This window comes from Pseudomonas sp. BW7P1 (genome assembly GCF_024981055.1).
In the GTDB taxonomy this organism is placed as follows: domain Bacteria; phylum Pseudomonadota; class Gammaproteobacteria; order Pseudomonadales; family Pseudomonadaceae; genus Aquipseudomonas; species Aquipseudomonas bananamidigenes.
The window spans coordinates 1,674,016-1,696,540 of record NZ_CP103374.1 but is presented as its reverse complement, the minus strand read 5'-3'; the positions used below and the strand labels follow the sequence as shown (position 1 = coordinate 1,696,540).

At 59.3% G+C, this 22,525-nt stretch carries 26 protein-coding genes and 1 tRNA gene; 11 read left to right on the top strand and 16 right to left on the bottom strand.

The window, feature by feature from the left end; translation table 11 throughout:
- Position 1 precedes the first annotated feature (1 nt).
- Positions 2-970, bottom strand: coding sequence for a glycosyltransferase family 2 protein (locus tag NWV16_RS07680; RefSeq protein WP_260522571.1), 969 nt, complete (start codon positions 968-970; stop codon positions 2-4).
- Positions 971-1,250: 280 nt separating this feature from the next.
- Here NWV16_RS07680 and NWV16_RS07675 point away from each other — a divergent pair, with 280 nt between their 5' ends.
- Together NWV16_RS07675 and NWV16_RS27805 are read left to right on the top strand one after the other, a co-directional pair.
- Positions 1,251-1,442 (top strand): YegP family protein, encoded by a 192-nt coding sequence (locus tag NWV16_RS07675; RefSeq protein ID WP_065257649.1) that lies wholly within the window; start codon positions 1,251-1,253, stop codon positions 1,440-1,442.
- A gap of 257 nt (positions 1,443-1,699) precedes the next feature.
- The gene (locus tag NWV16_RS27805) at positions 1,700-1,870 is read left to right on the top strand and encodes a DUF3077 domain-containing protein (RefSeq protein ID WP_409519337.1); all 171 of its coding nucleotides are present in this window, start codon (positions 1,700-1,702) and stop codon (positions 1,868-1,870) included.
- 29 nt (positions 1,871-1,899) lie between these two features.
- On the opposite strand, the gene NWV16_RS07670 is transcribed toward NWV16_RS27805, so the two are convergent.
- The 5 genes from NWV16_RS07670 to dapA form a co-directional block, all read right to left on the bottom strand.
- Positions 1,900-1,989, bottom strand: a tRNA-Ser gene (locus NWV16_RS07670).
- Between the two features lie 84 nt (positions 1,990-2,073).
- Positions 2,074-2,787: a phosphoribosylaminoimidazolesuccinocarboxamide synthase gene (gene purC / locus NWV16_RS07665; protein WP_007963288.1), complete on the bottom strand. Its 714-nt coding sequence runs from the start codon at positions 2,785-2,787 to the stop codon at positions 2,074-2,076.
- A gap of 28 nt (positions 2,788-2,815) precedes the next feature.
- Positions 2,816-3,577 carry an MBL fold metallo-hydrolase gene (locus NWV16_RS07660; protein WP_260522570.1) on the bottom strand — a complete coding sequence of 254 codons (762 nt, stop codon included), beginning with the start codon at positions 3,575-3,577 and terminating at the stop codon, positions 2,816-2,818.
- Between the two features lie 4 nt (positions 3,578-3,581).
- Positions 3,582-4,697: an outer membrane protein assembly factor BamC gene (gene bamC, locus NWV16_RS07655; protein WP_065257647.1), complete on the bottom strand. Its 1,116-nt coding sequence runs from the start codon at positions 4,695-4,697 to the stop codon at positions 3,582-3,584.
- 17 nt (positions 4,698-4,714) lie between these two features.
- Entirely contained in the window at positions 4,715-5,593 is an 879-nt protein-coding gene (dapA, locus tag NWV16_RS07650; RefSeq protein ID WP_065257646.1) for a 4-hydroxy-tetrahydrodipicolinate synthase, read from the bottom strand.
- A gap of 313 nt (positions 5,594-5,906) precedes the next feature.
- Between dapA and NWV16_RS07645 the strand changes: the two genes are divergently transcribed.
- On the top strand, positions 5,907-6,467 hold the full coding sequence (locus NWV16_RS07645) for a glycine cleavage system protein R (protein ID WP_065257645.1): 561 nt from the start codon (positions 5,907-5,909) through the stop codon (positions 6,465-6,467).
- 10 nt (positions 6,468-6,477) lie between these two features.
- A complete protein-coding gene (locus NWV16_RS07640) occupies positions 6,478-6,951 on the top strand; it encodes a peroxiredoxin (protein WP_260522569.1) in 474 nt (157 codons plus the stop codon).
- A gap of 34 nt (positions 6,952-6,985) precedes the next feature.
- Here the strand turns inward: NWV16_RS07640 and NWV16_RS07635 are convergent, their stop codons facing one another.
- Together NWV16_RS07635 and NWV16_RS07630 are read right to left on the bottom strand one after the other, a co-directional pair.
- Positions 6,986-8,056 (bottom strand): AI-2E family transporter, encoded by a 1,071-nt coding sequence (locus NWV16_RS07635; RefSeq protein ID WP_260522568.1) that lies wholly within the window; start codon positions 8,054-8,056, stop codon positions 6,986-6,988.
- 32 nt (positions 8,057-8,088) lie between these two features.
- Positions 8,089-8,328 (bottom strand): sulfurtransferase TusA family protein, encoded by a 240-nt coding sequence (locus NWV16_RS07630; RefSeq protein ID WP_258678867.1) that lies wholly within the window; start codon positions 8,326-8,328, stop codon positions 8,089-8,091.
- 97 nt (positions 8,329-8,425) lie between these two features.
- On the opposite strand from NWV16_RS07630, the gene NWV16_RS07625 reads away from it, so the two are divergent.
- Entirely contained in the window at positions 8,426-9,859 is a 1,434-nt protein-coding gene (locus tag NWV16_RS07625) for a M48 family metalloprotease (protein WP_260522567.1), read from the top strand.
- 65 nt (positions 9,860-9,924) lie between these two features.
- Here NWV16_RS07625 and NWV16_RS07620 read toward each other — a convergent pair whose 3' ends face one another.
- From NWV16_RS07620 to rpoE, 4 genes are all read right to left on the bottom strand, one after another.
- The gene (locus NWV16_RS07620; protein WP_065257641.1) at positions 9,925-11,373 is read right to left on the bottom strand and encodes a DegQ family serine endoprotease; all 1,449 of its coding nucleotides are present in this window, start codon (positions 11,371-11,373) and stop codon (positions 9,925-9,927) included.
- 206 nt (positions 11,374-11,579) lie between these two features.
- Positions 11,580-12,542 carry a MucB/RseB C-terminal domain-containing protein gene (locus NWV16_RS07615; protein WP_260522566.1) on the bottom strand — a complete coding sequence of 321 codons (963 nt, stop codon included), beginning with the start codon at positions 12,540-12,542 and terminating at the stop codon, positions 11,580-11,582.
- A gap of 8 nt (positions 12,543-12,550) precedes the next feature.
- A complete protein-coding gene (locus NWV16_RS07610; protein ID WP_260522565.1) occupies positions 12,551-13,138 on the bottom strand; it encodes a sigma-E factor negative regulatory protein in 588 nt (195 codons plus the stop codon).
- Positions 13,139-13,169: 31 nt separating this feature from the next.
- Positions 13,170-13,751, bottom strand: a complete 582-nt coding sequence (gene rpoE / locus NWV16_RS07605; protein ID WP_060753712.1) for an RNA polymerase sigma factor RpoE — start codon at positions 13,749-13,751, stop codon at positions 13,170-13,172.
- A 559-nt stretch (positions 13,752-14,310) separates the two neighbouring features.
- Between rpoE and nadB the strand changes: the two genes are divergently transcribed.
- Positions 14,311-15,927 (top strand): L-aspartate oxidase, encoded by a 1,617-nt coding sequence (gene nadB / locus NWV16_RS07600; protein WP_260522564.1) that lies wholly within the window; start codon positions 14,311-14,313, stop codon positions 15,925-15,927.
- On the opposite strand, the gene NWV16_RS07595 is transcribed toward nadB, so the two are convergent.
- Together NWV16_RS07595 and NWV16_RS07590 are read right to left on the bottom strand one after the other, a co-directional pair.
- Positions 15,896-16,348, bottom strand: coding sequence for a protein YgfX (locus NWV16_RS07595; protein WP_260522563.1), 453 nt, complete (start codon positions 16,346-16,348; stop codon positions 15,896-15,898). The two genes, nadB and NWV16_RS07595, sit on opposite strands and share 32 nt — an antisense overlap.
- Positions 16,332-16,586, bottom strand: a complete 255-nt coding sequence (locus tag NWV16_RS07590; RefSeq protein WP_260522562.1) for a succinate dehydrogenase assembly factor 2 — start codon at positions 16,584-16,586, stop codon at positions 16,332-16,334. The genes NWV16_RS07595 and NWV16_RS07590 overlap by 17 nt, the downstream gene beginning before the upstream one ends.
- A gap of 149 nt (positions 16,587-16,735) precedes the next feature.
- Between NWV16_RS07590 and NWV16_RS07585 the strand changes: the two genes are divergently transcribed.
- Together NWV16_RS07585 and NWV16_RS07580 are read left to right on the top strand one after the other, a co-directional pair.
- Entirely contained in the window at positions 16,736-17,677 is a 942-nt protein-coding gene (locus NWV16_RS07585) for a folate-binding protein YgfZ (protein ID WP_260522561.1), read from the top strand.
- Positions 17,678-17,712: 35 nt separating this feature from the next.
- Positions 17,713-18,534 carry an HDOD domain-containing protein gene (locus tag NWV16_RS07580; protein WP_260522560.1) on the top strand — a complete coding sequence of 274 codons (822 nt, stop codon included), beginning with the start codon at positions 17,713-17,715 and terminating at the stop codon, positions 18,532-18,534.
- A 3-nt stretch (positions 18,535-18,537) separates the two neighbouring features.
- Here NWV16_RS07580 and NWV16_RS07575 read toward each other — a convergent pair whose 3' ends face one another.
- Both NWV16_RS07575 and NWV16_RS07570 read right to left on the bottom strand, forming a co-directional pair.
- Complete coding sequence (locus NWV16_RS07575; protein ID WP_260522559.1) at positions 18,538-19,923, bottom strand: sensor histidine kinase; 1,386 nt, start codon at positions 19,921-19,923, stop codon at positions 18,538-18,540.
- Positions 19,916-20,587 (bottom strand): response regulator, encoded by a 672-nt coding sequence (locus tag NWV16_RS07570; protein ID WP_065257632.1) that lies wholly within the window; start codon positions 20,585-20,587, stop codon positions 19,916-19,918. The genes NWV16_RS07575 and NWV16_RS07570 overlap by 8 nt, the downstream gene beginning before the upstream one ends.
- A 236-nt stretch (positions 20,588-20,823) precedes the next feature.
- On the opposite strand from NWV16_RS07570, the gene NWV16_RS07565 reads away from it, so the two are divergent.
- The 3 genes from NWV16_RS07565 to NWV16_RS07555 all read left to right on the top strand — a co-directional run bounded on the left by NWV16_RS07565 (position 20,824) and on the right by NWV16_RS07555 (position 22,524).
- Positions 20,824-20,967: a hypothetical protein gene (locus NWV16_RS07565; RefSeq protein WP_260522558.1), complete on the top strand. Its 144-nt coding sequence runs from the start codon at positions 20,824-20,826 to the stop codon at positions 20,965-20,967.
- Between the two features lie 62 nt (positions 20,968-21,029).
- Positions 21,030-22,007, top strand: a complete 978-nt coding sequence (locus NWV16_RS07560; protein ID WP_260522557.1) for a tripartite tricarboxylate transporter substrate binding protein — start codon at positions 21,030-21,032, stop codon at positions 22,005-22,007.
- Positions 22,008-22,065: 58 nt separating this feature from the next.
- The gene (locus NWV16_RS07555; RefSeq protein ID WP_260522556.1) at positions 22,066-22,524 is read left to right on the top strand and encodes a tripartite tricarboxylate transporter TctB family protein; all 459 of its coding nucleotides are present in this window, start codon (positions 22,066-22,068) and stop codon (positions 22,522-22,524) included.
- The last annotated feature ends 1 nt before the right edge of the window (position 22,525 follow it).

Below are 22,525 nucleotides of genomic sequence, written 5' to 3'. Positions count from 1 at the left end.
TTCAGTCTCTGGATTCGTAAATGCGGCGCACCAGAAAAATCGGTCGACGCTTGGCTTCGATGTAGGTGCGGCCCAGGTATTCGCCAAGTACGCCGATACCGACCAATTGCAAGCCGCCGAGGAACGTCACCGCCACCATCAGCGACGCATAACCGGGCAGATCGATGCCGTAGATCAGCGTACGCACCACGATGAACATGGCAAAGGCAAATGACACCAGAGACACCAACGCTCCAAGGTACGTCCAGATCCGCAATGGCTCGGTGCTGAAACTGGTGATGCCTTCGAGCGCGAAATTCCACAGCCGCCAGCCGTTGAATTTACTCTGCCCGGCCGCCCGTTCCGGGCGCTCGTATTCGACCTGAGTGGTGCGAAACCCGACCCAGGCAAACAGGCCTTTCATGAATCGCCGGGATTCCGGCAGCGTCAGCAGCGCGTCCACCACGCAACGGTCCATCAGTCGAAAATCACCGACGTTTTCCGGCAATGTCTGTTCGGCAATTTTGTTGTGCAGACGATAGAACCAACTGGCGGACGTCTGCTTGGCCCAGGAGTCATTGCGGCGGCTGATGCGGTGACCAAGCACCACCTCGTAACCTTCGCGCCAACGCTCGATCATCTGCAGAACGACCTCGGGCGGGTCCTGCAGATCGACATCGATCGGCACCACGATCTGCCCGGTACAGATCTGCAAACCGGCGGAAAGCGCAGCCTCCTTGCCGAAGTTGCGGCTCAGATCGACGATGCGGATCGTCGAGTTGCTCTGCTGACATTGCAGCAGGCGCTCCAGCGTCGAATCAGTACTGCCGTCGTTGACGAAAACCAGTTCAAGACTGATCTGAGCCTCAGGCTCGAACACCTGACGAATGCGCAGGAGAAAGCCGTCGAGGCTGTCCTCTTCATTGAATACGGGAACCACCAGCGATAACGTCACCGGGCCCGCATGTTGCGTTCCATGCGAATGGGTCAATGGACTGCTCTTTTCTTATAGTGTTTGTCGGTCACCGAACGAAATCCGACGCCATGAGCCGCCCCGTATTAAGCAGCACCACTGGTGCTCATGCAAGGGTGAAAAAAGGACGTACTCGCCAATACGAAGGCCGATCCCGACGCTCTGCCCCGCGCCTTGCAGAAACATTATCGAACGATTGGAAACAAATCCCCGATAGCCAAATGAGAAGGCTCCGCTAGGCTTGCGAGCATGCGTCAAACAGCTTGTCGCACTATCCCCATCGCATGGAGCGAACTCAATGTATTTCGAGATTTACAGGCAATCCAAGGGCACCCTCAGCACTGGCAAAGGCCAATGGCGCTGGCGGTTAAGGGCGGGAAACCATGAAACGGTCGCCAGCGGGGAGTCGTATGTGAACAAGGCGGACTGTCTGCATGTGATCGAGTTGATCAAGGGCGTGCACGGAGAAACGCCGGTGAAGGAGATTTGAGACTGGCCGATCATCCTGCCGGTACGAAGAAGCCCCATGGATTTTCATCCATGGGGCGTTTCCATTAACGAAGTTGATCCTCAGAATTTCTCGGGAATGTGCCGGAAGGGGTAATCCGACTCCTTGTACCCTCCCGGCTTCTGCCGCTTGACGAGCTCAACGTGCAGTCGACGCAACTCCACCAGATAGTCTTTGCTCGACAGCTTCGGGCGATCTGGTGACTCAAAACAGGCTTGTAGGCAGAATCCGCGAGTTGCGTGTATGCCTGGGTCGCACATTTTCTGACAGAGATGGGCAAGGCTGTAATCGACGATGTAATGAAGGCGGTTCCACCAAGACCCAACAGGGAAATGGGTAGAGAAAATAGTGCTGGCACCGGTGGAAAGTTGAGCAGCAATTTTTTCAGCACATACGAAAAAGCCCCGTAGATTTTCATCTACGGGGCTTTTTCCAAGTATGGCGGAGAGATAGGGATTCGAACCCTAGGTACCCGCGAAGGTACAACGGATTTCGAATCCGTCCCATTCGGCCACTCTGGCATCTCTCCAACGGCGCGCATCATAACAACACTTTCGTTGAATGGGAAACCCCTGAACGAAATATTTTCTGTGCTATCAGATGCTTGCGTCGATTAAAGCGGTACGCCCAGACGGTTGGCGACTTCTTCGTAGGCTTCGATGACGTCACCGAGGCCCTGACGGAAGCGGTCCTTGTCCATCTTCTTCTTGGTGTCCTTGTCCCACAGACGGCAGCCGTCCGGGCTGAACTCGTCGCCCAGGACGATGGAGCCGTCGCTGAACACACCGAATTCAAGCTTGAAGTCGACCAGCAAGAGACCTGCGTCGTCGAACAGCTTGCTCAGGACTTCATTGACCTTGAGCGACAGTTCTTTCATGCGCGCCAGTTGCTCGGCGGTGCCCCAGCCGAACGCCACGACGTGGGATTCGTTGATGAACGGATCGCCCTTGGCGTCGTCCTTCAGGAACAGTTCGAAGGTGTACGGGTTGAGCTTCATGCCCTCTTCGACACCCAGACGCTTGACCAGGCTGCCGGCGGCGTAGTTGCGCACGACGCACTCGACCGGAATCATGTCCAGCTTCTTCACCAGGCATTCGTTGTCGCCCAGCAGTTTGTCGAATTGGGTCGGGATGCCGGCCGCTTCGAGTTTCTGCATGATGAAGGCGTTGAACTTGTTGTTCACCATGCCTTTGCGGTCGAGCTGCTCGATGCGCTTGCCGTCGAACGCCGAAGTGTCGTTGCGAAACAGCAGGATCAAGCGGTCAGCGTCGTCGGTCTTGTAAACCGATTTGGCTTTGCCGCGGTAGAGTTCTTCACGTTTTTCCATGATGGGCTCCGCTTGCTAAGTAGATGGGCTAGGCGATGTGGCGCCAGTCGAGCCCTGAATCTTGATCGGCCAGTTGCAGCCAGTCCGGGTCGCACCCGAGGGTGTCGACAAAACATTGCCGGGCCAGCTGCGGCAGGTTGTTCTTGCTGCTCAGATGGGCCAGGACCAGGTGTTGCAGGCCTTGCCAGCCCAACTCGGCCACCAGGAATGCCGCCTGGTGGTTGTTCAAATGTCCCAGCTCGCCGCCCACCCGCTGCTTGAGAAAGTACGGGTAATGACCACGGGCCAGCATGTCGCGGCAATGGTTGGACTCGATCATCAACGCATCGAGATCCCGATAGCCATCCATCACCCGCTCGCAATATGAACCCAGATCGGTCAGCAGGCCGAAACGCCGCTGCTCCCGATCACTGAAGACATACTGGGTCGGTTCCTGAGCATCATGGGCCACGGCAATGACCCGGATGTCCAGAGCACCGATCTGCAGTTGCTCGCCGCCGGCCACGAAGCCTGCGGGTTCAATCGGTTTGCGCATCCCGCGCAACGTGCCGCGACTGAGATAGACAGGCAGATTGTAGCGCCGAGACAGCAAACCCACGCCATGCACGTGGTCGGCATGTTCGTGGGTCACGAGTATCGCGCTCAGTTGCGCCGGACTCACACCCAGGCGCAACAGGCGTTTTTCGGTTTCCCGAAGAGAAAAGCCACAGTCCACCAGCACATACGTATCGTCACTGGCGATCAGCGTGCCGTTCCCTTGGCTACCGCTGCCGAGAACGGCAAAACGCATGGGATCAGCCCAGGTTGTCCTGAATCACGCTCAACACTTTACGGGCCACTTCGGCCGGAGCAACGGTGTTGATGTTTTTCTCCACGGTCACCTGAACGTTCTCGCCAACCTTACTCAGGCGAACCTGATAACGCTCGGCACGAGCCTCAACTTCTTCCTTGGTCGGCGCACTGCCGAACAGACTGCTGAAGAAACCGGGCTTCTCGTCTTTCTTCTCGGCCTTCTCGGCCAGGTTGATGTAGTAAAGACCCAGGCTGCGGTTGATGTCTTCGACGCGCCATTGACCTTGCTCCAGCGCACGACCGACGCTCGACCAGGCACGGTCCAGGTCGGAACCGACGTTCAGGACCGGGTTGCCGCTGCCGTCTTCGCTCAGACTGACACGACTCGGGGTATCGAAATCACGCGATGCCAGCATCGACACCGACCCGCCCTTCTCGGAGGTGCGGCTCATGCTCGCCAGCAAGTCGTCGACCAGCGCAGCGTCCAGACCGGTGTTGACCGAACGGTTGGTGAAATCGACATTCGCGGTGCTGCCGGCAGGACGCTCGGCGCTGACCACATAGATCTCACTGGTATTGCGCTGTACACCTGGCTCGATGCGCACCCGCACGCGGGTTTCACTGTCGGCACCGACGCCGGCGGCGCTCAGGCGCTTGGCCATGGCGGCGGACAGTTCGTCGGCATGCTGCCAGGTGGTGGTGAACTCACCGGTTTGCGGGCGTTGTTCATCCAGACGGAAACCGTTGTCCTGAAAGAACTGTACAGCCACTGGCCAGACTTCGGCCGGCGGATGCTGGCCCATGACCCAGCGCGAATCACCGCTCTTCTGCAGCGAGTAATCGCTGGCATCGGCGATTGCCGACAACGGTTGAGGACGCGGAACCACATATTCGCCGGTAGCGGTATCGTCGGCGACGTTGCGCGGGATCGGCAGCAGCGGATCCAGACGCTTGGAGGTGCTGACACCTTCCGGAAGTTGCATCGGTGCAGTCTGTTTCGCTTCCAGGTAGTCGCTACCACGGTCACGGAAATAACCTTCCGGGCCCCAGATCCATCCGCAGCCACTGGTGCTGGAGATAATCAAGGCAAGTGCGGAAAGTCCGGCCATTCGCTTCATGCGTTGTACTTCCTCAATTAAACCAGGACGCTGCACTGGCGCAGGGCCGAACGCAACGTTTCATGACAAGGAGCGCTCAGCCAGGTCAGCGGCAGGCGGATACCTTCGTGCATCAGGCCCATTTCGACCAAAGCCCACTTCACCGGAATCGGGTTGGCTTCGATGAACAGGTCCTTGTGCAGCGGCATCAGTTTTTCGTTGATTGCCCGTGCGGTCTCGGCGTCGCCCTTGAGCGCGGCCTCGCACAGGTCGGCCATTTCGCGCGGAGCGACGTTGGCAGTGACGGAAATGTTGCCTTTGCCGCCCATCAGGATCAGTTCGACGGCGGTCGGATCATCGCCGGACAGCACGATGAAATCCTTGCTCACGCCATCGAGGATCGCCTTGGCGCGCTTCAGGTCGCCGGTGGCTTCCTTGATGCCGATGATGTTCGGCACGCTGGACAGACGGATCACGGTTTCGGCCTGCATGTCGCAGGAAGTGCGGCCTGGAACGTTGTAAAGGATCTGCGGGATGTCCACGGCTTCGGCGATGTGTTTGAAGTGCTGGTACAGGCCTTCCTGGGTCGGCTTGTTGTAGTACGGAACCACCAGCAGGCAGGCGTCGGCGCCGGCTTCCTTGGCATTGCGGGTCAGCTCGACGGCTTCGCGGGTCGAGTTGGCGCCAGTGCCGGCGATGACCGGAATTCGACCGTTGACTTGCTTGACCACGGCTTTGATGACGGCAATGTGTTCTTCTACGTCAAGGGTTGCCGACTCGCCGGTCGTACCGACCGCGACGATGGCATGGGTGCCGTTCTTGAGGTGGAAGTCCACGAGTTTGCTGAGGCTGTCCCAGTCAAGACGCCCTTGTGCATCCATGGGTGTGACCAGTGCCACCATACTGCCCGCAATCATGAAACCGCTCCTGCCGGAAAAAGAGAGCGGTAATGGTACTGGCGCCAACATGCTTGCACAAGCGAAGTACGGTGCCGCCATTCCCCTGAGCGCCGCTTTTCGCTACCCTTCAGACTTTGATCGGTACAGATCAGCTTGTACGCCGGGTTCCTGCTCCCTGTTTCGGCCATCGAGGCCCCCATTCCAGTGTCGCCGCCTTGCGCTTCCTTATTATCGGAGCCCTGGCGACATGCAAATCGGGCTTTCCGTACAGGCATGTCCCGGCAATCAATGCCTTTAACCTACCGACCGCTCATCGCTTTAGGAATGCTGCATGTCCACCCCCACAGTTCGCGAACAATTCCTTGTCGTCAGTGCGCTCGGCGCCAATCCCATGGAGCTGACCAACGTCCTGTGCCGCGCCAGCCATGAAAACCGCTGCGCGGTCGTCACTTCGCGACTGACCCGCCACGGCGAGTGCAGCGCGCTGGTGCTCGAAGTCTCCGGCAGCTGGGACGCCCTGGCCCGCCTGGAAAGCAGTCTGCCGATCCTGGCCAAACGTCATTCATTCACCGTGAACGTGGTGCGCAGCGCCGCCCTGGAAAATCGCCCGCAGGCCCTGCCGTACGTGGCTTACGTCTCCTCGGCCTATCGCTCCGACATCATCAACGAACTCTGCCAGTTCTTCATGGATCACAACGTCGAGCTGGAAAATCTGACCTGCGACACCTATCAGGCGCCGCAGACCGGCGGCACCATGCTCAACGCCACATTTACCGTGACCTTGCCGGCCGGCACCCAGATCAGTTGGCTGCGCGACCAGTTCCTGGATTTCGCCGATGCCATGAACCTGGACGCGCTGATCGAACCGTGGCGCCCACAAAACCCAATGTAAGGAAGCTTTCATGGCCGTAACCATCGATCAAGCGGTTGCCGACTTCGAAGCACCCGCCACCAGCGGACAGACCGTGCGCCTTTCGGCCCTCAAGGGCAAGCAGGTGGTGATCTACTTCTATCCGAAGGACAGCACTCCGGGTTGCACCACGGAAGGCCAGGGGTTTCGTGATCAATACGCAGCGTTCAAGGCGGCCGACACGGAAATCTTCGGTATTTCCCGGGACAGCCTGAAGTCCCACGAGAACTTCAAGTGCAAGCAGGAGTTTCCGTTCGAGCTGATCAGCGACAAGGACGAGGCCATCTGCCAGCTGTTCGACGTGATCAAGCTGAAAAAACTCTATGGCAAGGAATACATGGGTGTGGATCGCAGCACCTTCCTGATCGACAGGAACGGCGTACTGCGTCAGGAATGGCGTGGCGTGAAAGTGCCGGGCCACGTTGATGCGGTGCTGGCCGCCGCTCAGGCACTGAACAAGGCCTGATCCTTTTGGCGCCCTGACGGGCGCCGAATCCGCTTCAGAGCAGTGGCGCTACTACCGGCTCCTTGCGCGGCCACGCATCAAGCACAGCCTTGAACAGCGTCGCCAGCGGAATCGCGAAGAACACACCCCAGAATCCCCACAACCCGCCGAACAACAGCACAGCACAGATAATCGCCACCGGGTGCAGGTTGACCGCTTCGGAAAACAGCAGCGGCACCAGCACGTTGCCGTCCAGGGTCTGGATAATTCCGTAGACCGCCATCAAATAAATGAACTGATCGCTCCAGCCCCACTGGAACAGCGCGATCAACATCACCGGCACCGTCACCACTACCGCCCCGACATACGGCACCACCACCGACACTCCCACCAGCAACGCCAGCAGCGCTGCGTAGTTCAGCCCGAGGGCGACGAAGGCGATATAGGTCACGCCACCACAGATCACGATCTCGATGACCTTGCCGCGAATGTAGTTGGCGATCTGCCGGTTCATTTCCTCGGCAACCCGGGTGATCAGCGCTCGCTCACGCGGCAGATAACCGCGCACCCATTCACCGATCATCACCCGATCTTTAAGGAAGAAGAACACCAGGATCGGCACCAGAACCAGGTAGATCATGATGTTTACCAGCAGCGGCAGACTGGACAACGAAAACGTCAGCGCCCACTGCCCGAACTTGCCGATCTCGCCCCGTGCCACCTCGATGGCTTGCAGCACCTGCTCGTCGGACACCAGATGCGGATAGCGCTCCGGCAGCAGCAACAGCAACGACTGCCACTTGGCGAGCATGCCCGGCAGCTCGTTGAACAAGGTGATCAGTTGATGCCAGAGCAACGGCAACACTACGACGATGAACAACAGCAGTACGCCCATGAACAGCGCAAATACCAACCCCACCGCCGCGCCGCCAGGCATCCGCAGGCGCTCCAGGGTCACCACCAAACCCTGCATCAGGTAAGCCAGCACCATCCCGGCCAGAACCGGCGCAAGCATTCCACCCAGGGTCAGCACGGCGGTGAAGGCAAGAAACAACAGCACCGCCAGCACGACGGCTTCCTCATCGGAAAAGTAGCGCTGAATCCAGTCGCGTAACACTTTGAACATCAATAATCCTTAGGTCTTTTACGCTGTCGATTTCAGGCTTTTTTCAACCAGTAACGGTAGACGCCTGCCTCGTCTTCTTCACGCAGCAGCGTATGACCGGCCAACCGCGCAAAGGTGCGAAAGTCGCGCTGTGAGCCGGCATCCGTGGCGATCACCTTCAGTACCGCACCGCTGGGCAACCTGTTCAGTTCCATCTTGGCCTTGAGCAACGGCAACGGACAGTTCAGGCCGCTGGCGTCCAGTTCACAGTCGTGGGCTACGGCGTCGGTCATGCGTCACTCCGGATCAGGTGGTCAGGCTGCCTAGAATATCTGGTCGCAGGCCCGGTGTCCGGCTACAGTAAGGACTTTGTCGACTAAGGCTTTGTGCATGACATTTTTGCGCCCTACCCTGCTGACGCTCGCTTGCCTGCTCGCCTCACAGGGCTTCGCCGACGACCTGCCGTCACTCGGTGACGCCAGCTCTGCCATCGTCTCGCCACAACAGGAATACCAACTGGGCCGCGCCTGGCTGGCATTGCTGCGCAGCCAGGTTTCGCAACTCAACGATCCGCAGCTCAAGGATTACGTCGAGTCCAGCGTCTATAAACTGGTGGAAACCAGCCAGGTCAACGACCGACGCCTGGAGTTCATACTGATCAACAGCCCGCAGCTCAACGCCTTCGCGGCACCTGGCGGGATTGTCGGAGTCAACGGCGGCCTTTTCCTCAACGCCCAGACCGAAGGTGAATATGCCTCGGTGCTGGCCCACGAACTGGCACACTTGTCACAACGCCACTTCGCCCGGGGCGTCGAAGCCTCGCAGCGGATGCAGGTACCGATGATGGCAGCCCTGCTGGCCGGGATCGTGATCGCAGCAGCCGGTGGCGGCGATGCAGGGATTGCGACCATCGCCGGCACTCAGGCGGCAGCGATCCAGTCGCAGCGCACCTTCTCGCGCCAGAACGAGCAAGAGGCTGACCGAATCGGCATCCTCAATCTGGAAAAGGCCGGTTACGACCCCCGCTCCATGCCGACCATGTTCGAACGCCTGATGCGCCAATATCGCTACGACGCCAAGCCGCCGGAATTTCTGCTGACTCACCCGGTAACCGAATCCCGCATCGCCGACACCCGCAACCGCGCAGAGCAGGCCAAGCCCGGCGGCATCGAGGACAGCATGCGCTATCAGTTGATCCGCGCACGGGTACAGCTAATCTATGAAGAAACCCCCGGGATGGGTGCAAAACGCTTCCGGGCGCAACTGGACGAAAACCCGAAAAACAATGTGGCCCGTTACGGTCTGGCGATCGCCCAGATCAAGGGAGGCCAGTTGAATGAGGCGCGAGCGAACCTCACGCAGTTGCTGGCGCAGTCGCCGAACGAAATCATCTACAACCTCGCCCAGATCGATCTGGACATCACCAACAATCGCCTGGCAGACGCGCAGTCTCGGGTCGACCGCATGCTGACGCAATACCCGGGTAACTATCCGCTGAACCAGGTACGTGTCGATCTGCTGCTGAAGCAAAACCGTACGGCCGATGCGGAAAAGGCTCTGGAAGGCTTGCTGAAATCACGCCCGGATGATCCGGACGTCTGGTATCAGGTGGCTGAAACCCGTGGTTTGTCTGGCAATATCATCGGCCTGCATCAAGCCCGCGCCGAGTATTTCGCACTGGTCGGCGACTATCGCCAAGCCATCCAGCAACTGGATTTTGCCAAACGCAAGGCCGGCAACAACTTCCCGCTATCGTCGCGTATCGACGCTCGTCAGCGTGAGCTGATGGAGCAGGAACGCATGATCAAGGACATGATGGGATAAAATTGCGGGCATGAAAAAACCGCCTCATTCGAGGCGGTTTTTTCATTTACGCGACAGCTATCGGATCATTCAGCCAGCTTGAAGGTAATGAAGCTGGCACGACCCTGACGCAGAACCCGCATCGATACCGAGCGATTCTTCGGCAGTGCCTTGGCGATCTCCCCGAACTCCTTGGCCGAACCGATGGCCTGGTTGTTCAGATGAGTGATGATGTCGCCTGGCTGCAGGCCAATCAGTGCGGCAGGACCGTCCTGCACCTCCTTGATCACCACACCACCTTTGAGGTCGTAGGTTTTCTTCTGCTCAGCGGTCAGTTCGGCCACTGAAACACCGAGGCGATTACTGCTGGTCTCGACGCCGGATTTCGGCAAGGCATCCAGCTCCTTGTCTTCATCAGGAATCGCGCCGACCGTCAGCTCGATATTCTTGCGCTTGCCTTCACGGATCACTTCCAGATTGGCCTTGGCGCCAGCTTTCAAAGCACCTACCAAGTGAGGAAGATCAGCGGACATGACAATCGGTTGGCCGTTCATGCTCAGGATCACATCGCCTACTTGCAGTCCACCCTTGGCAGCCGGGCCGTCATCCTGGATCTGAGCCACCAGCGCACCGGCCGGTTTTTCCAGACCGAACGACTCGGCCAGATCCTTGTTCACTTCCTGAATGACAACGCCCAACCAGCCGCGACTCACCTTGCCACCGCTTTTCAGCTGGTTGGAGACATCCATGGCCACATCGATCGGTATAGCGAAGGAAACGCCCATGAAGCCACCGGAGCGGGTGTAGATCTGCGAGTTGATCCCCACCACTTCGCCGTTCAGATTGAACAGCGGACCACCGGAGTTGCCCGGGTTGATCGGCACGTCGGTCTGAATGAACGGCACATAGTTTTCGTTCGGCAGACTGCGGCCAACGGCGCTGACGATGCCTTGGGTCACCGTGTGGTCGAAGCCGAACGGCGAACCGATCGCCACGACCCACTGACCGGCCTTCAGGTCCTGAGATTTGCCGAGCTTCAGCACCGGCAGGTCCTTACCTTCGATTTTCAGCAGGGCCACATCGGAGCGTGGGTCGGTGCCGATCAGCTTGGCTTTCATTTCGCTGCGATCCGCCAGTCGAACGAGGATTTCGTCAGCATCGGCGATCACATGGTTGTTGGTCAGGATGTAGCCATCCGGCGAAATGATGAAGCCCGAACCCAGCGATTGCGCTTCACGCTGACGGTCACCACGTGGCGAACGCTGCTGCGGTGGCATGCCCCGCTCGAAGAACTCACGCAGCATCGGCGGCAAACCTTCCAGATCAGGCATCTGCTGGTTCACTTTGCGATCCGGCAGTTTTTGCGTGGTACTGATGTTCACCACCGCAGGCGAGGCCTTTTCAACCAACTGGGTGAAATCCGGCAGGTTGACCGGACTGGCCGCTTCAGCCGCACTGACTGCCGGGACAGCCTGACCGAGCACCAGCACAGCGGTGATGACGGAGAGATAAGACTTCAAACTTGGTATCGACATACAGCTCCCGTTACGACGAGCAGGGTTAAGCGATATGGAGCAAGGAACACCGGAAACCGCAGGCCGGCATTTTTGTTCCGGGAACAACAAACAAGGCCAGAGCCGAGAGGCTCTGACCTATAAAAAATTTTCGGGTTATTTGCAAATGAAAATGCTCAGCAAACATTTCACATCTCGAACACGAAGTGGAAACGGCTGGAATCAGCTCACTGCTTGCTGGTTGCAGCGCCATCATTGCGTATCGACAGGGCAATCCGCTCGGCGGTGCCAATCGGAATTTCGCCGACCACCGTCACCATCATTTCGCCCTGTGGCGTAGTCAGACGGCGGGATACTGCGACGGTAGGACCCAACTGAGTCCGGGTATCCGTGACGACTGCACCATTGAGCGGCTCCAGAAACACCGAGAAACGAGCCAGTCCATCGTCATATAGCAGACTGTTGACCTGGGTCTTGGTGTCGGGATCCTTGTGCGAGGAGCTGCTGGTGAGCTCGAAGCCTGGAGGTAACCAGTCGGATCGCCAGACCTGAGCGGCCTTGACGGCTGAAGCCTTGTCACTCTCGAGGTTGACCGGTTTACAGTCGGAAGCGGCCTGAAGTTCCTTGTCGGAAGGAACCTCGGAGGTATCCAGACGAGTGAACTGGAACCGCTCAAGCAGCTGTCCCTTGTCATTGAGCAACAGAGACTTGAGTGGCAACCCGGTTTCCTTGTCCAGATGCAGCTCGAAACCGTAGCGATATTGATCTCTTGGCGTCAACGATACGATTACCGCCTCACGCCCGGCCACACGCGACTTGCCGATCACGGCAAGCTCATACCAATTCTTAAGTTTCTGGGGATCAAGAGAACGAGCGGCAGAATTTGGAGAATCTCCCAGCCCCGCAATCAGGGTTCCGCTGACGCATTGAGTATGCCCATCAACGCGCACGACTTCCTGTGCAGAACCATCAAGCTGGAGCAAGCGCTCACGCACTTGCCCGTTCTGGACACGATGCCAGATGCTGTGGGTAGAAAAACTACCGTTACGCTCGTAGACGAATGTGCCGTGAAAGCTTTGCTGCTGCTCCGCCTGGCCCAGACGGGTCAGCCAGTCCTGGGCCTCATCGGCATGGGCGGGAACAACGAACCAGCCACTGAGCAGAAGCGAAAGTAGAGGTATGACGCGCATGATCCTCCTTAACGGTTTTCCAGACTGGCTGCACGCGCATAAGGAAGGGCACTTTCAGTGCCTTTCAGCGCGGCTTGCTGAGCGTGTTGGCGCAGGTAACCTGGCAGACGCTGATCGTGCCAGCCCGGTTGACCTTGCAGCACACCGTTGGCCATAGGGCCAGTGGTTTCCGAACTCTCATTGTAGCCGGCCAATACAGCCGGGCCTTTTACTTGAGGAACGGCCAATGCTGGCTGATTGGATTGTTGCGCGAGTTCAACACCGGCGATTTCATCCTGGTTGTACAGACGAACACCGGCCAATACGGCAACAGTCACAGAAGCTGCAACGGCCAGACGACCCAGGCTGCGCCAAGGACCGCGGGACACTTTGGCTGGAGTGGCTTCATCTTCCAGCGCAGCAGAAACCGCCGCAGCGAGATCCAGGCGTGGCAGCAGCAGATCCTTGTGCATGGCTGCCCGAGCGATCTGGTAACGAGCCCAGGTTTCGCGGGTTTCAACATCATCCAGTGCGTTGAGCACTCGACGCAATTCCAGTTCGTCCGCTTCGTTATCCATCACTGCGGACAGCGATTCCTGCAGGGCTTCCCGACTCATGGCGTTCCTCTCTTGGCTGTCGCCGCTGTCTTTAGTTTTCCTGCAACAACGGCTGCAGGGCTTTATCGATGGCCTCCCGAGCGCGAAAAATCCGGGAGCGCACGGTACCAACCGGACATTGCATGACACTCGCGATGTCCTCGTAACTCAGACCATCGAATTCACGCAAAGTTAAAGCCGTGCGCAAATCCTCTGGCAATTGCTGAATGGTTCGATGGACGGTGCCTTCGATCTCATCCCGCAGCAATGAACGCTCTGGAGATTCAAGATCCTTCAGGCCGTGATCGCCGTCATAGAACTCTGCATCTTCCGAACTGACATCGCTATCCGGCGGCCGGCGGCCGCGTGAAACCAGATAGTTTTTCGCCGTGTTGATGGCGATGCGGTACAGCCATGTATAAAAGGCGCTGTCTCCGCGAAAGTTTCCAAGCGCTCGATACGCCTTGATAAAGGCTTCTTGCGCAACGTCCTGGGCTTCATGGGTGTCGTGCACGAAACGCACGATCAACCCGAGAATTTTGTGTTGATACTTCAACACGAGCAGATCGAAAGCTCGCTTGTCGCCGCGCTGAACGCGCTCGACCAGCTGCTGATCCTCTTCCTGGGTTAGCATGAACACTCCTCGATAAACTCGGAGGAGGCTTGCATGACCAATCGACCGGACTTGCAAACATAGACTCGGGCTTTTCGCAAAAGTTCTCCCCCTCCAAGCAAGTTTCCTGCGGGCTTCTGATTTGACACGCACGAAAAACGCAGCGCGGGACAAGCCGGCTGCGCGAATAATCTTTTCATCGGCTCACCGGCGAGAATCCAACCACGGATTCCGCTATGAAGCCGACACTGTCCCTTGATTCAGGCAACTGTCTATTGATCTTGAGCCTTTGGCAAAAGTTCCAAACATTTATAGCCGGACTGAAGCGACATTGGGCAACCACGGGTGGAAAAAGCCTGTTTCATCCGCGATACAGCCGCTTTTTGCCTGAATCAGAGAAAAAAGCATCTGAAAAGGCGCCTGCATTTTTCCATCGCGATAGTTTCACAATGCCATATCGGCCCGGCTATTGTGCCGCCCCACCCCTCTATATACTAGTGGGCTGTGTGGCTGTCTCGACTCGCCCCTCCGCCTGTCTTGCGCCAACCCCGACCCGGGTCGCATTGAGCGGAATCCTGAAATGAGCCAACAGTTTCAACACGATGTCCTGGTGATTGGCAGCGGTGCTGCCGGTTTGAGTCTCGCGCTGACCCTGCCCGGTCACTTGCGCATCGCCGTATTGAGCAAAGGTGATCTCGCCAACGGCTCGACTTATTGGGCCCAAGGGGGTGTCGCAGCTGTACTGGACGATACCGACACCGTCGAATCCCACGTCGATGACACGCTCAACGCCGGTGGCGGCCTGTGTCATGAAGATGCGGTACGTTTCACCGTCGAGCACAGCAAAGAGGCGATCCAGTGGCTGATCGACCAAGGCGTGCCCTTTACCCGCGACGAACAGTCCGGGGCAGAAGACGGCGGATTCGAATTCCACCTGACTCGCGAAGGCGGCCACAGCCATCGCCGCATCATCCACGCCGCCGATGCCACCGGCGCCGCCATCTTCACGACCTTGCTGGCCCAGGCCAGAAAACGCTCGAACATCGAACTGCTGGAACAGCGGGTCGCGGTGGACCTGATCACCGAACGTCGCCTCGGTCTGGACGGCGACCGCTGCCTCGGCGCCTACGTACTCAATCGCAAGACCGGCGAAGTCGACACCTACGGTGCCCGGTTCGTGATTCTGGCTTCCGGCGGCGCCGCCAAGGTGTACCTCTATACCAGCAATCCTGACGGTGCCTGCGGCGACGGCATCGCCATGGCCTGGCGTTCGGGTTGCCGCGTGGCAAACCTGGAATTCAATCAGTTCCACCCCACCTGCCTATATCACCCGCAGGCCAAGAGTTTCCTGATCACCGAAGCCCTGCGCGGAGAAGGCGCGCATTTGAAATTGCCGAACGGCGAACGCTTCATGCAGCGTTTCGACCCGCGCGCCGAGCTCGCGCCCCGGGACATCGTGGCCCGAGCCATCGACCATGAGATGAAGCGACTGGGAGTGGACTGCGTCTATCTCGATATCAGCCACAAACCCGATACGTTCATCAAAACCCATTTCCCGACGGTATACGAGCGCTGCCTCGGATTCGGCATCGATATCACCAGACAGCCGATCCCGGTCGTCCCGGCGGCGCACTACACCTGCGGCGGTGTGATGGTCGACCAACAGGGGCGCACCGACGTACCCGGTCTCTACGCCATCGGCGAAACCAGCTTCACCGGCCTGCACGGCGCCAATCGCATGGCCAGCAACTCGCTGCTGGAATGCTTCGTCTATGCCCGTTCTGCCGCCTCGGACATCCTCGAACAGCTGTCCGACGTCGCCATCCCCCACGCCTTGCCCGCCTGGGATGCAAGCCAGGTAACCGACTCCGACGAAGACGTGATCATCGCGCACAACTGGGACGAGCTGCGGCGCTTCATGTGGGACTATGTCGGCATCGTACGCACCAACAAGCGTCTGCAACGGGCACAACATCGCGTGCGACTGCTGCTGGACGAAATCGACGAGTTCTACAGCAACTATAAGGTCAGTCGCGACCTGATCGAACTGCGTAACCTGGCACAAGTGGCGGAACTGATGATTCGCTCAGCCATGGAGCGCAAAGAGAGCCGAGGCCTGCATTACACCCTCGACTACCCGGACCTGTTGCCCGAAGCCCTCGACACTATTCTGGTGCCGCCCACCTACGTCGGCTGAACTTGAGGCGTACCCGCAGGCGTCGGTGCAGATCCGCCGCCTGCGCATCCCGTGGTACGCAGATCGACCTGACCCGCCACTCGCCGCGCAAACGAAAGCGCAGCACCACAATCATGGGTAGCGCCAGACTGTCCGGTCGCAACTGAACCGGCTGCCAGCCATCGGCCCGATTCCACAATTGCCAGCCATCGGCATCATGACGCAATCCACAGAAAGCCTTGGGATGACTCAACAGAATCTGGCGGGGCAGCACCCACGCCGCATGGATCAGGCAAGCGACTGCACCGAGCAGACTGCCCCATAAAGGCAGGACAAGCAGAAACAAAGCGCACAGGGCGGACGCCTGAACCAGGAGATACGCCGCCAGCAATTGCCGAGAGGCCTGCCAGCGGCATTCGAACGCGTTACTTGGGCTGGACACGGTCCAGAATCATGCGAACCATGCGTTGCAGCTCGGGATCTTCCGATTCGCTGCGTTCCATGAACCAGCCGAACATGTCCTGATCCTCGCACTCCAGGAGGCGGACATACAGCGCGCGATCCACCTCGTTCAGACTCGAGTAGACCTCTTTCACGAAGGGCACCAGCAGCACGTCAAGCTCGAGCATGCCGCGGCGGCTGTGCCAAAAGAGGCGATTCAGTTCAACTTGTTCGACCATGGAGCGCTCCTCAAATAGGCCGCAAGTATACAGGCCCGGGGCGGGCCGAACAGTCGGCTTTGGTCGCGCGCCACCGATCCTTTATGAACTACCCATTTCAACACCACCCCCTTATGATGTGCCCCAGTCTATTTACCCTGCGATGACCCATGGCCGATTCTGCTTTTTTCTGCACCCTCTCTCATGAAGGCGTTCTCGCGGTTCGCGGCGCGGATGCCGGCAAATTCCTGCAAGGCCAGCTGACCTGCAATATCAATTACCTGAGCGATGACCGGGCCAGCCTCGGTGCCCGCTGCACGCAGAAAGGCCGGATGCAGTCGAGTTTCCGCATTGTGCTCGAAGGCGATGGCGTGCTGATGGCGATGGCTGGTGAACTGCTGGAGCCGCAACTCGCGGACCTGAAAAAATACGCCGTGTTTTCCAAATCGAAACTGACCGACGAAAGCGCCGCATGGGTGCGCTTCGGTCTGGATCACGGGGATGCAGCCCTGAGCAGCCTGGGTCTGGAACTGCCGGCAGACGCCGACAGTGTGGTTCGCCACGAAGGGCTGATCGCGATTCGCGTTTCCCCCGAACGTGCCGAACTCTGGGTCCCGGCCGTTCAGGCTGACGCGGTCAAAGGCAAATTGTCTGCGCAACTGACCGAAGCCCAACTCAACCAATGGCTGCTGGGCCAGATCCGCGCCGGTATCGGCCAGGTCATGCCGGGCACCCGGGAGCTGTTCATTCCGCAGATGCTCAATCTGCAAGCGGTCGGCGGCGTGAGCTTCAAGAAAGGCTGCTACACCGGCCAGGAAATCGTTGCGCGCATGCAGTACCTGGGCAAGCTCAAGCGTCGCCTGTACCGCGTGCAACTGGACGCCAGCGAGTTGCCTGAGCCTGGGTCCCCGCTGTTCGCCCCAAGCCACGGCAGTTCCATCGGCGAAGTGGTGCTGGCTGCCCGCGCCGAACAAAATATTGAACTGCTGGCGGTACTGCAGGCCGAAGCTGCCGACGCAGGCGACTTGCGTCTGGGCACGGCCGAAGGTCCGGCGCTGCACTTGCTCGACCTGCCATACGAACTGGATCGCGACCGCGAAATCCAGCGTTGATCGCAGTATTGGTTGCAACACCCTAGAGAAATGACATGAGTGAGCTGGCGGATAAGGTCCAACAGGATTTGGTTGAGGCCATCGATAACGATGACCTGGTTCTGCCAACGTTACCGGAAGTGGCCCTGCAGATTCGCAAGGCCGCCGAAGACCCGGACATCAGCGTCAGCGACCTGAGCAAAGTGATCGGCCGCGACACGGCACTGTCCGCGCGGCTGATCAAAGTGGTCAACAGCCCGTTGCTGCGCGCCACCCAGGAAGTCACCGACCTGCACACCGCGATCACCCGGCTGGGCGTCAACTACAGCAGCAACCTGGCGATCGGCCTGGTGATGGAACAGATCTTCCACGCCCGCTCCGAGGTGGTGGAACAGAAGATGCGCGAGGTGTGGCGCAAGAGTCTGGAAATCGCCGGTGTCAGCTACGCTCTGTGCCGCCGCCATACCCAACTCAAGCCTGATCAGGCTGCATTGGGCGGGCTGGTGCACCAGATCGGCGTGCTGCCGATCCTGACCTACGCCGAAGATCACTATGAATTGCTGTCCGATCCGGTCAGCCTCAACCACGTGATCGATCACATTCATCCGCTGATCGGCGACAAATTGCTGCAGGTCTGGGAATTCCCCGAGCGACTCGTGGCGTTGCCCGGGCTGTATCAGGATCTGAAACGCGAATCGCCGCAGGTCGACTACGTGGATCTGGTACAGGTGGCCAGCCTGTATTGCCACAAGGACAGCGATCACCCCTTCGCCCGGATTGACCCGCTCAGCGTTCCAGCCTGTCGCAAGCTCGGGATCGACATCGACAACAAGGCATTGTGCGCGGATCTGGAAGAGTCGCGGTCGATGTTCTACTGAGTTTCAGCCCGCGATAAAACTCACCCGCACCTTCAAACCCGCCTGCTCACCATCATGCAGCGAGATCTGCGCCAGATGCGCGCGACAGATTTCCCCGACAATCGCCAGCCCCAGCCCGGAACCGGCAACCTGCTGATTACGCCGGTAGAAGCGCTCGAACACCCGGTCACGTTCATCCTGCGGAATGCCCGGGCCGTCGTCCTCCACCTCAAGCACCGCCGGTGACAACACTCGCAGAATGACGTTGCCCCCCGACGGCGTGTGGGCCAGCGCGTTATCCACCAGGTTGCTCAGCAATTCGTTGAGCAACGTCGGCTCGCCGCGTAACCACACGGGCTCATCGGCCTCCAGTGCCAGAGCGACGCCCCGCGCATGGGCCAGCGGTGCCATGGCCATGCCCAGTTCCCGGGCCAGTTGGCTGAGGTCGAGCAATTGTGCGCCACCTTCGGCAATCGCCCGGGCACCGTTTTCCACCCGGGCCAGCGACAACAACTGGTTGGCCAGATGGGTCAGGCGATCGGTACTTTGTGCCGATGACTCCAGTGTCTCGCGCCAGGTCTGCGGCTCACCGGAGCGCAGCCCCAGTTCAAGACGGGCCTTGAGCGCTGCCAGCGGTGTACGCAGTTCGTGGGCCGCATCGGCAATGAATTGCGCCTGCCGCTCGAACTGCCCGCGCAGGCGTTCGGTAAAGTGATTGAGCGCTCGCACCAGCGGCCACAATTCGTGCTGCACCTCCACAAGCGGCAAGGGCCGCAGATCATCCGGCTGTCGCTCTTCCACCGCCGTGCGCAAGCGCTCGATCGGCCGCAGTGCCGCACTGACGGCAAACCACACCAGCAGCAACGCACCGATTGCCAGCATGCCGAGTCGCAACAACGTGTCTGCCGCCAGGCTGCGGGCCATGCTGACGCGTGCTTCATCGGTTTCAGCGACACGGATTTCCGCCATGCCATTCATGTTCGGTTCGGTCACCGCTTTCAACAGACTGACCACGCGCACGTTCTGGCCCTGATAGGTGGCGTTGTAAAAACGCGCGAGCGCCGGGTAACTGTCGGTTCGCGGCGTTCCGGGCGGCGGGCCGGGCAGGTTTTCGTAACCGGAAATCAGTTTCTGATGGATGTCGTTGACCTGGTAATAGATGCGCCCGGCGCTGTCGTAGGCGAAGGTGTCCAGCGCCACGTAGGGCACATCGGCACTCAGACTGCCATCACGTTGAGACAGCCCTGCGGCAATGGTGCGGGCCGACGCCAGCAGCGTGCGGTCATAAGCGGTATCGGCGGCTTCGCGACCGTTCCAGTAGGCGCTCAAGCCGCTGGCCAGCATCAGCACCACCAACAGCAGCGCGAGGTTCCACAACAATCGCCAGCGCAGGCTGCTGGGCTTATGCATCGCGGCTTTCCAGCAGATACCCCAAGCCACGGAAAGTCACGATGGCCACCGCATGGCCGTCGAGCTTCTTGCGCAGGCGATGCACATAGATTTCGATGGCGTCGGGGCTGGCTTCCTCGTCAAGACCGAACACTTGCGAGGCCAGTTGCTCCTTGCTCATCACCCGCCCGGGACGGGCAATCAGAGCTTCGAGCACGGCCTGCTCACGGGAAGTCAGGGTGAGTAACTCTTCGCCGAGGGTAAAGCGCCGGGTCTCCAGGTCATAGGCCAGCACACCACAGCGCTGCAAGCGTTCACCGCCAAGCACACTGCGACGCAACAAGGCTTTGACCCGGGCCTCAAGCTCCGTCAATTCAAACGGCTTGGCCAGATAATCGTCAGCACCGAGATTGAGCCCGTGAACCCGATCCTTGACGTCACTGCGAGCGGTCAACATCAGTACCGGCAGATTCTTGCCCCGGGCCCGCAGGCGTGCCAGCACCTCGAATCCATCCATGCGCGGCAGGCCGACATCAAGGATCGCCATCGCGTATTCCTCGCTGCCCAACGCCAGGTCGGCGGCCACGCCATCGTGCAACACATCCACGGTCAACCCCGTGCTCTTGAGCGCCTGGGCAACGCTTTCGGCCAGTGGCAGATGGTCTTCGACGAGCAGAACACGCATGGATCTCACCTCATTCAGGGATGGCCGACGCCATTCTTTGCCGCGGAGTTTACAGCCGCAACCGCCGCTGTGAAGCCCGAAAACGCGTTAAAGGCCGCTGAAAGGTTAGCGAAAGGTTTGGCCGATAGAGTCGGGTTACGGAATGTTTCGGCTTCCGTCGCTGTGCCATACAGCGATACGAAAAACGCCTCGAAGCGTTTTCGACCAATAAGAACAATAAACGGAGTACCCCTCGCATGCCGACCTTGCAGACCAAGGCTCCTACGCCTGTTCTTCCTTCCCGTTTCAGCCATACCGCCCTTGCCAGCGCCGCGGCCCTCGCCGGTTTTGCACCGATGAGCTCCGCCGATTTCATCGAGATGAAGTGCGTCTGCTGGTGAGCTATAGCGTTGCCCTTTGGTAATTCAGTACGTCCATAACAACAACTCCCAAGGAGACATCGATGAACTTATCACTGCGTAAAGTCGCTCTGGCCGCTGGCGTCATGTTGTTCGCCGGTCAATTGATGGCTGAACCGAAACGCCCGGAATGCATTGCCCCGGCCTCCCCCGGCGGCGGTTTCGACCTGACCTGCAAACTGGCGCAAAGCGCGCTGGTCAACGAAAAACTGCTGACCAAACCGATGCGCGTGACCTACATGCCTGGCGGTGTCGGCGCGGTGGCGTACAACGCCGTCGTGGCTCAGCGCCCGGCGGATGCCGGCACGCTGGTGGCCTGGTCCAGCGGTTCACTGCTGAACCTGGCGCAGGGCAAGTTCGGCCGCTTCGATGAAACCAACGTGCGCTGGCTGGCGGCGGTCGGCACCAGCTATGGCGCCATCGCGGTGAAAAGCGATTCGCCCTACAAAACCCTTGATGATCTCGTTCAGGCACTGAAGAAAGATCCGAGCGCCGTGGTCATCGGCTCCGGCGGCACCGTCGGCAGCCAGGACTGGATGCAGACCGCACTGATCGCCAAGGCTGCCGGGATCAACCCGCGCGACCTGCGTTATGTCGCCCTCGAAGGCGGCGGCGAAATCGCCACCGCCCTGCTCGGCGGTCACATCCAGGTCGGCAGCACCGACATCTCCGACTCCATGCCGCACATCCAGAGCGGTGACATGCGCCTGCTGGCCGTGTTCGCCGAGAAACGCCTGGACGAGCCGGAAATGAAGGACATCCCGACTGCCCGCGAACAAGGCTACGACATCGTCTGGCCGGTGGTACGCGGTTTCTATCTCGGGCCGAAAGTCAGCGATGAAGACTACGCCTGGTGGAAAGCCTCCTTCGACAAACTGCTGGCCTCCGACGACTTCGCCAAGCTTCGTGATCAGCGTGAACTGTTCCCGTTCGCCATGACCGGCCCGGAACTGGACACCTACGTGAAGAAGCAAGTCGCGGATTACAAAGTGCTGGCCAAAGAGTTCGGCCTGATCCAGTGATCGTCTCTGTCTAACGGCCATGGCCTCGCGCTTCGAGGTCGTGGCCCAGGAGTTCCTCATGCTTATTCAACGCATTTTTGCTTCGGTGTTGCTGCTGGCCTGTACCGGCCTGGCACTGATGGCCTGGCCCTATCAGGCGGCGTTTTCCTACGAACCGGTCGGCCCGCGGGCATTTCCCCTGCTGATGCTCGGCCTGATGAGCCTGGCGCTGCTGTACATGCTGTTTCGCCCGGCACCGATCAAACACAGCGAAGACGAACCGCCGCTGGACCGTGAAACCCTGACCAAGATCGGCATCTGCGTGCTGTTGCTGCTGGTGTTCGCCGGTCTGTTCGAGCCCTTGGGTTTCATCCTCAGCAGTTGCGTGATCGGCATCCCGATGGCGCGCCTGTACGGTGGCCGCTGGCTGCCGAGCACCGTGGTGACCACGCTGATGGCCATCGGTCTGTACCTGCTGTTCGACCGTCTGATGGACGTACCGCTGCCCCTCGGCCTGCTCGACGTTCTGGAGAACTGAT

Bases quoted from the DNA above. Each gene is read 5' to 3' on its own strand.
- NWV16_RS07580 (WP_260522560.1), top strand. From the start codon at position 17,713: ATGAGTGAGCTGGCGGATAAGGTCCAACAGGATTTGGTTGAGGCCATC.
- bamC (WP_065257647.1), bottom strand. From the start codon at position 4,697: ATGAAGCGAATGGCCGGACTTTCCGCACTTGCCTTGATTATCTCCAGC.
- NWV16_RS07570 (WP_065257632.1), bottom strand. From the start codon at position 20,587: ATGCGTGTTCTGCTCGTCGAAGACCATCTGCCACTGGCCGAAAGCGTT.
- NWV16_RS07590 (WP_260522562.1), bottom strand. From the start codon at position 16,586: ATGGTCGAACAAGTTGAACTGAATCGCCTCTTTTGGCACAGCCGCCGC.
- NWV16_RS07620 (WP_065257641.1), bottom strand. From the start codon at position 11,373: ATGTCGATACCAAGTTTGAAGTCTTATCTCTCCGTCATCACCGCTGTG.
- rpoE (WP_060753712.1), bottom strand. From the start codon at position 13,751: ATGCTAACCCAGGAAGAGGATCAGCAGCTGGTCGAGCGCGTTCAGCGC.
- NWV16_RS07565 (WP_260522558.1), top strand. From the start codon at position 20,824: ATGCCGACCTTGCAGACCAAGGCTCCTACGCCTGTTCTTCCTTCCCGT.
- NWV16_RS07635 (WP_260522568.1), bottom strand. From the start codon at position 8,056: ATGTTCAAAGTGTTACGCGACTGGATTCAGCGCTACTTTTCCGATGAG.
- NWV16_RS07645 (WP_065257645.1), top strand. From the start codon at position 5,907: ATGTCCACCCCCACAGTTCGCGAACAATTCCTTGTCGTCAGTGCGCTC.
- NWV16_RS07610 (WP_260522565.1), bottom strand. From the start codon at position 13,138: ATGAGTCGGGAAGCCCTGCAGGAATCGCTGTCCGCAGTGATGGATAAC.
- NWV16_RS07555 (WP_260522556.1), top strand. From the start codon at position 22,066: ATGCTTATTCAACGCATTTTTGCTTCGGTGTTGCTGCTGGCCTGTACC.
- NWV16_RS07575 (WP_260522559.1), bottom strand. From the start codon at position 19,923: ATGCATAAGCCCAGCAGCCTGCGCTGGCGATTGTTGTGGAACCTCGCG.
- NWV16_RS07660 (WP_260522570.1), bottom strand. From the start codon at position 3,577: ATGCGTTTTGCCGTTCTCGGCAGCGGTAGCCAAGGGAACGGCACGCTG.
- NWV16_RS07615 (WP_260522566.1), bottom strand. From the start codon at position 12,542: ATGCGCGTCATACCTCTACTTTCGCTTCTGCTCAGTGGCTGGTTCGTT.
- NWV16_RS07585 (WP_260522561.1), top strand. From the start codon at position 16,736: ATGGCCGATTCTGCTTTTTTCTGCACCCTCTCTCATGAAGGCGTTCTC.
- NWV16_RS07630 (WP_258678867.1), bottom strand. From the start codon at position 8,328: ATGACCGACGCCGTAGCCCACGACTGTGAACTGGACGCCAGCGGCCTG.
- NWV16_RS07560 (WP_260522557.1), top strand. From the start codon at position 21,030: ATGAACTTATCACTGCGTAAAGTCGCTCTGGCCGCTGGCGTCATGTTG.
- dapA (WP_065257646.1), bottom strand. From the start codon at position 5,593: ATGATTGCGGGCAGTATGGTGGCACTGGTCACACCCATGGATGCACAA.
- NWV16_RS07640 (WP_260522569.1), top strand. From the start codon at position 6,478: ATGGCCGTAACCATCGATCAAGCGGTTGCCGACTTCGAAGCACCCGCC.
- nadB (WP_260522564.1), top strand. From the start codon at position 14,311: ATGAGCCAACAGTTTCAACACGATGTCCTGGTGATTGGCAGCGGTGCT.
- NWV16_RS07675 (WP_065257649.1), top strand. From the start codon at position 1,251: ATGTATTTCGAGATTTACAGGCAATCCAAGGGCACCCTCAGCACTGGC.
- purC (WP_007963288.1), bottom strand. From the start codon at position 2,787: ATGGAAAAACGTGAAGAACTCTACCGCGGCAAAGCCAAATCGGTTTAC.
- NWV16_RS07625 (WP_260522567.1), top strand. From the start codon at position 8,426: ATGACATTTTTGCGCCCTACCCTGCTGACGCTCGCTTGCCTGCTCGCC.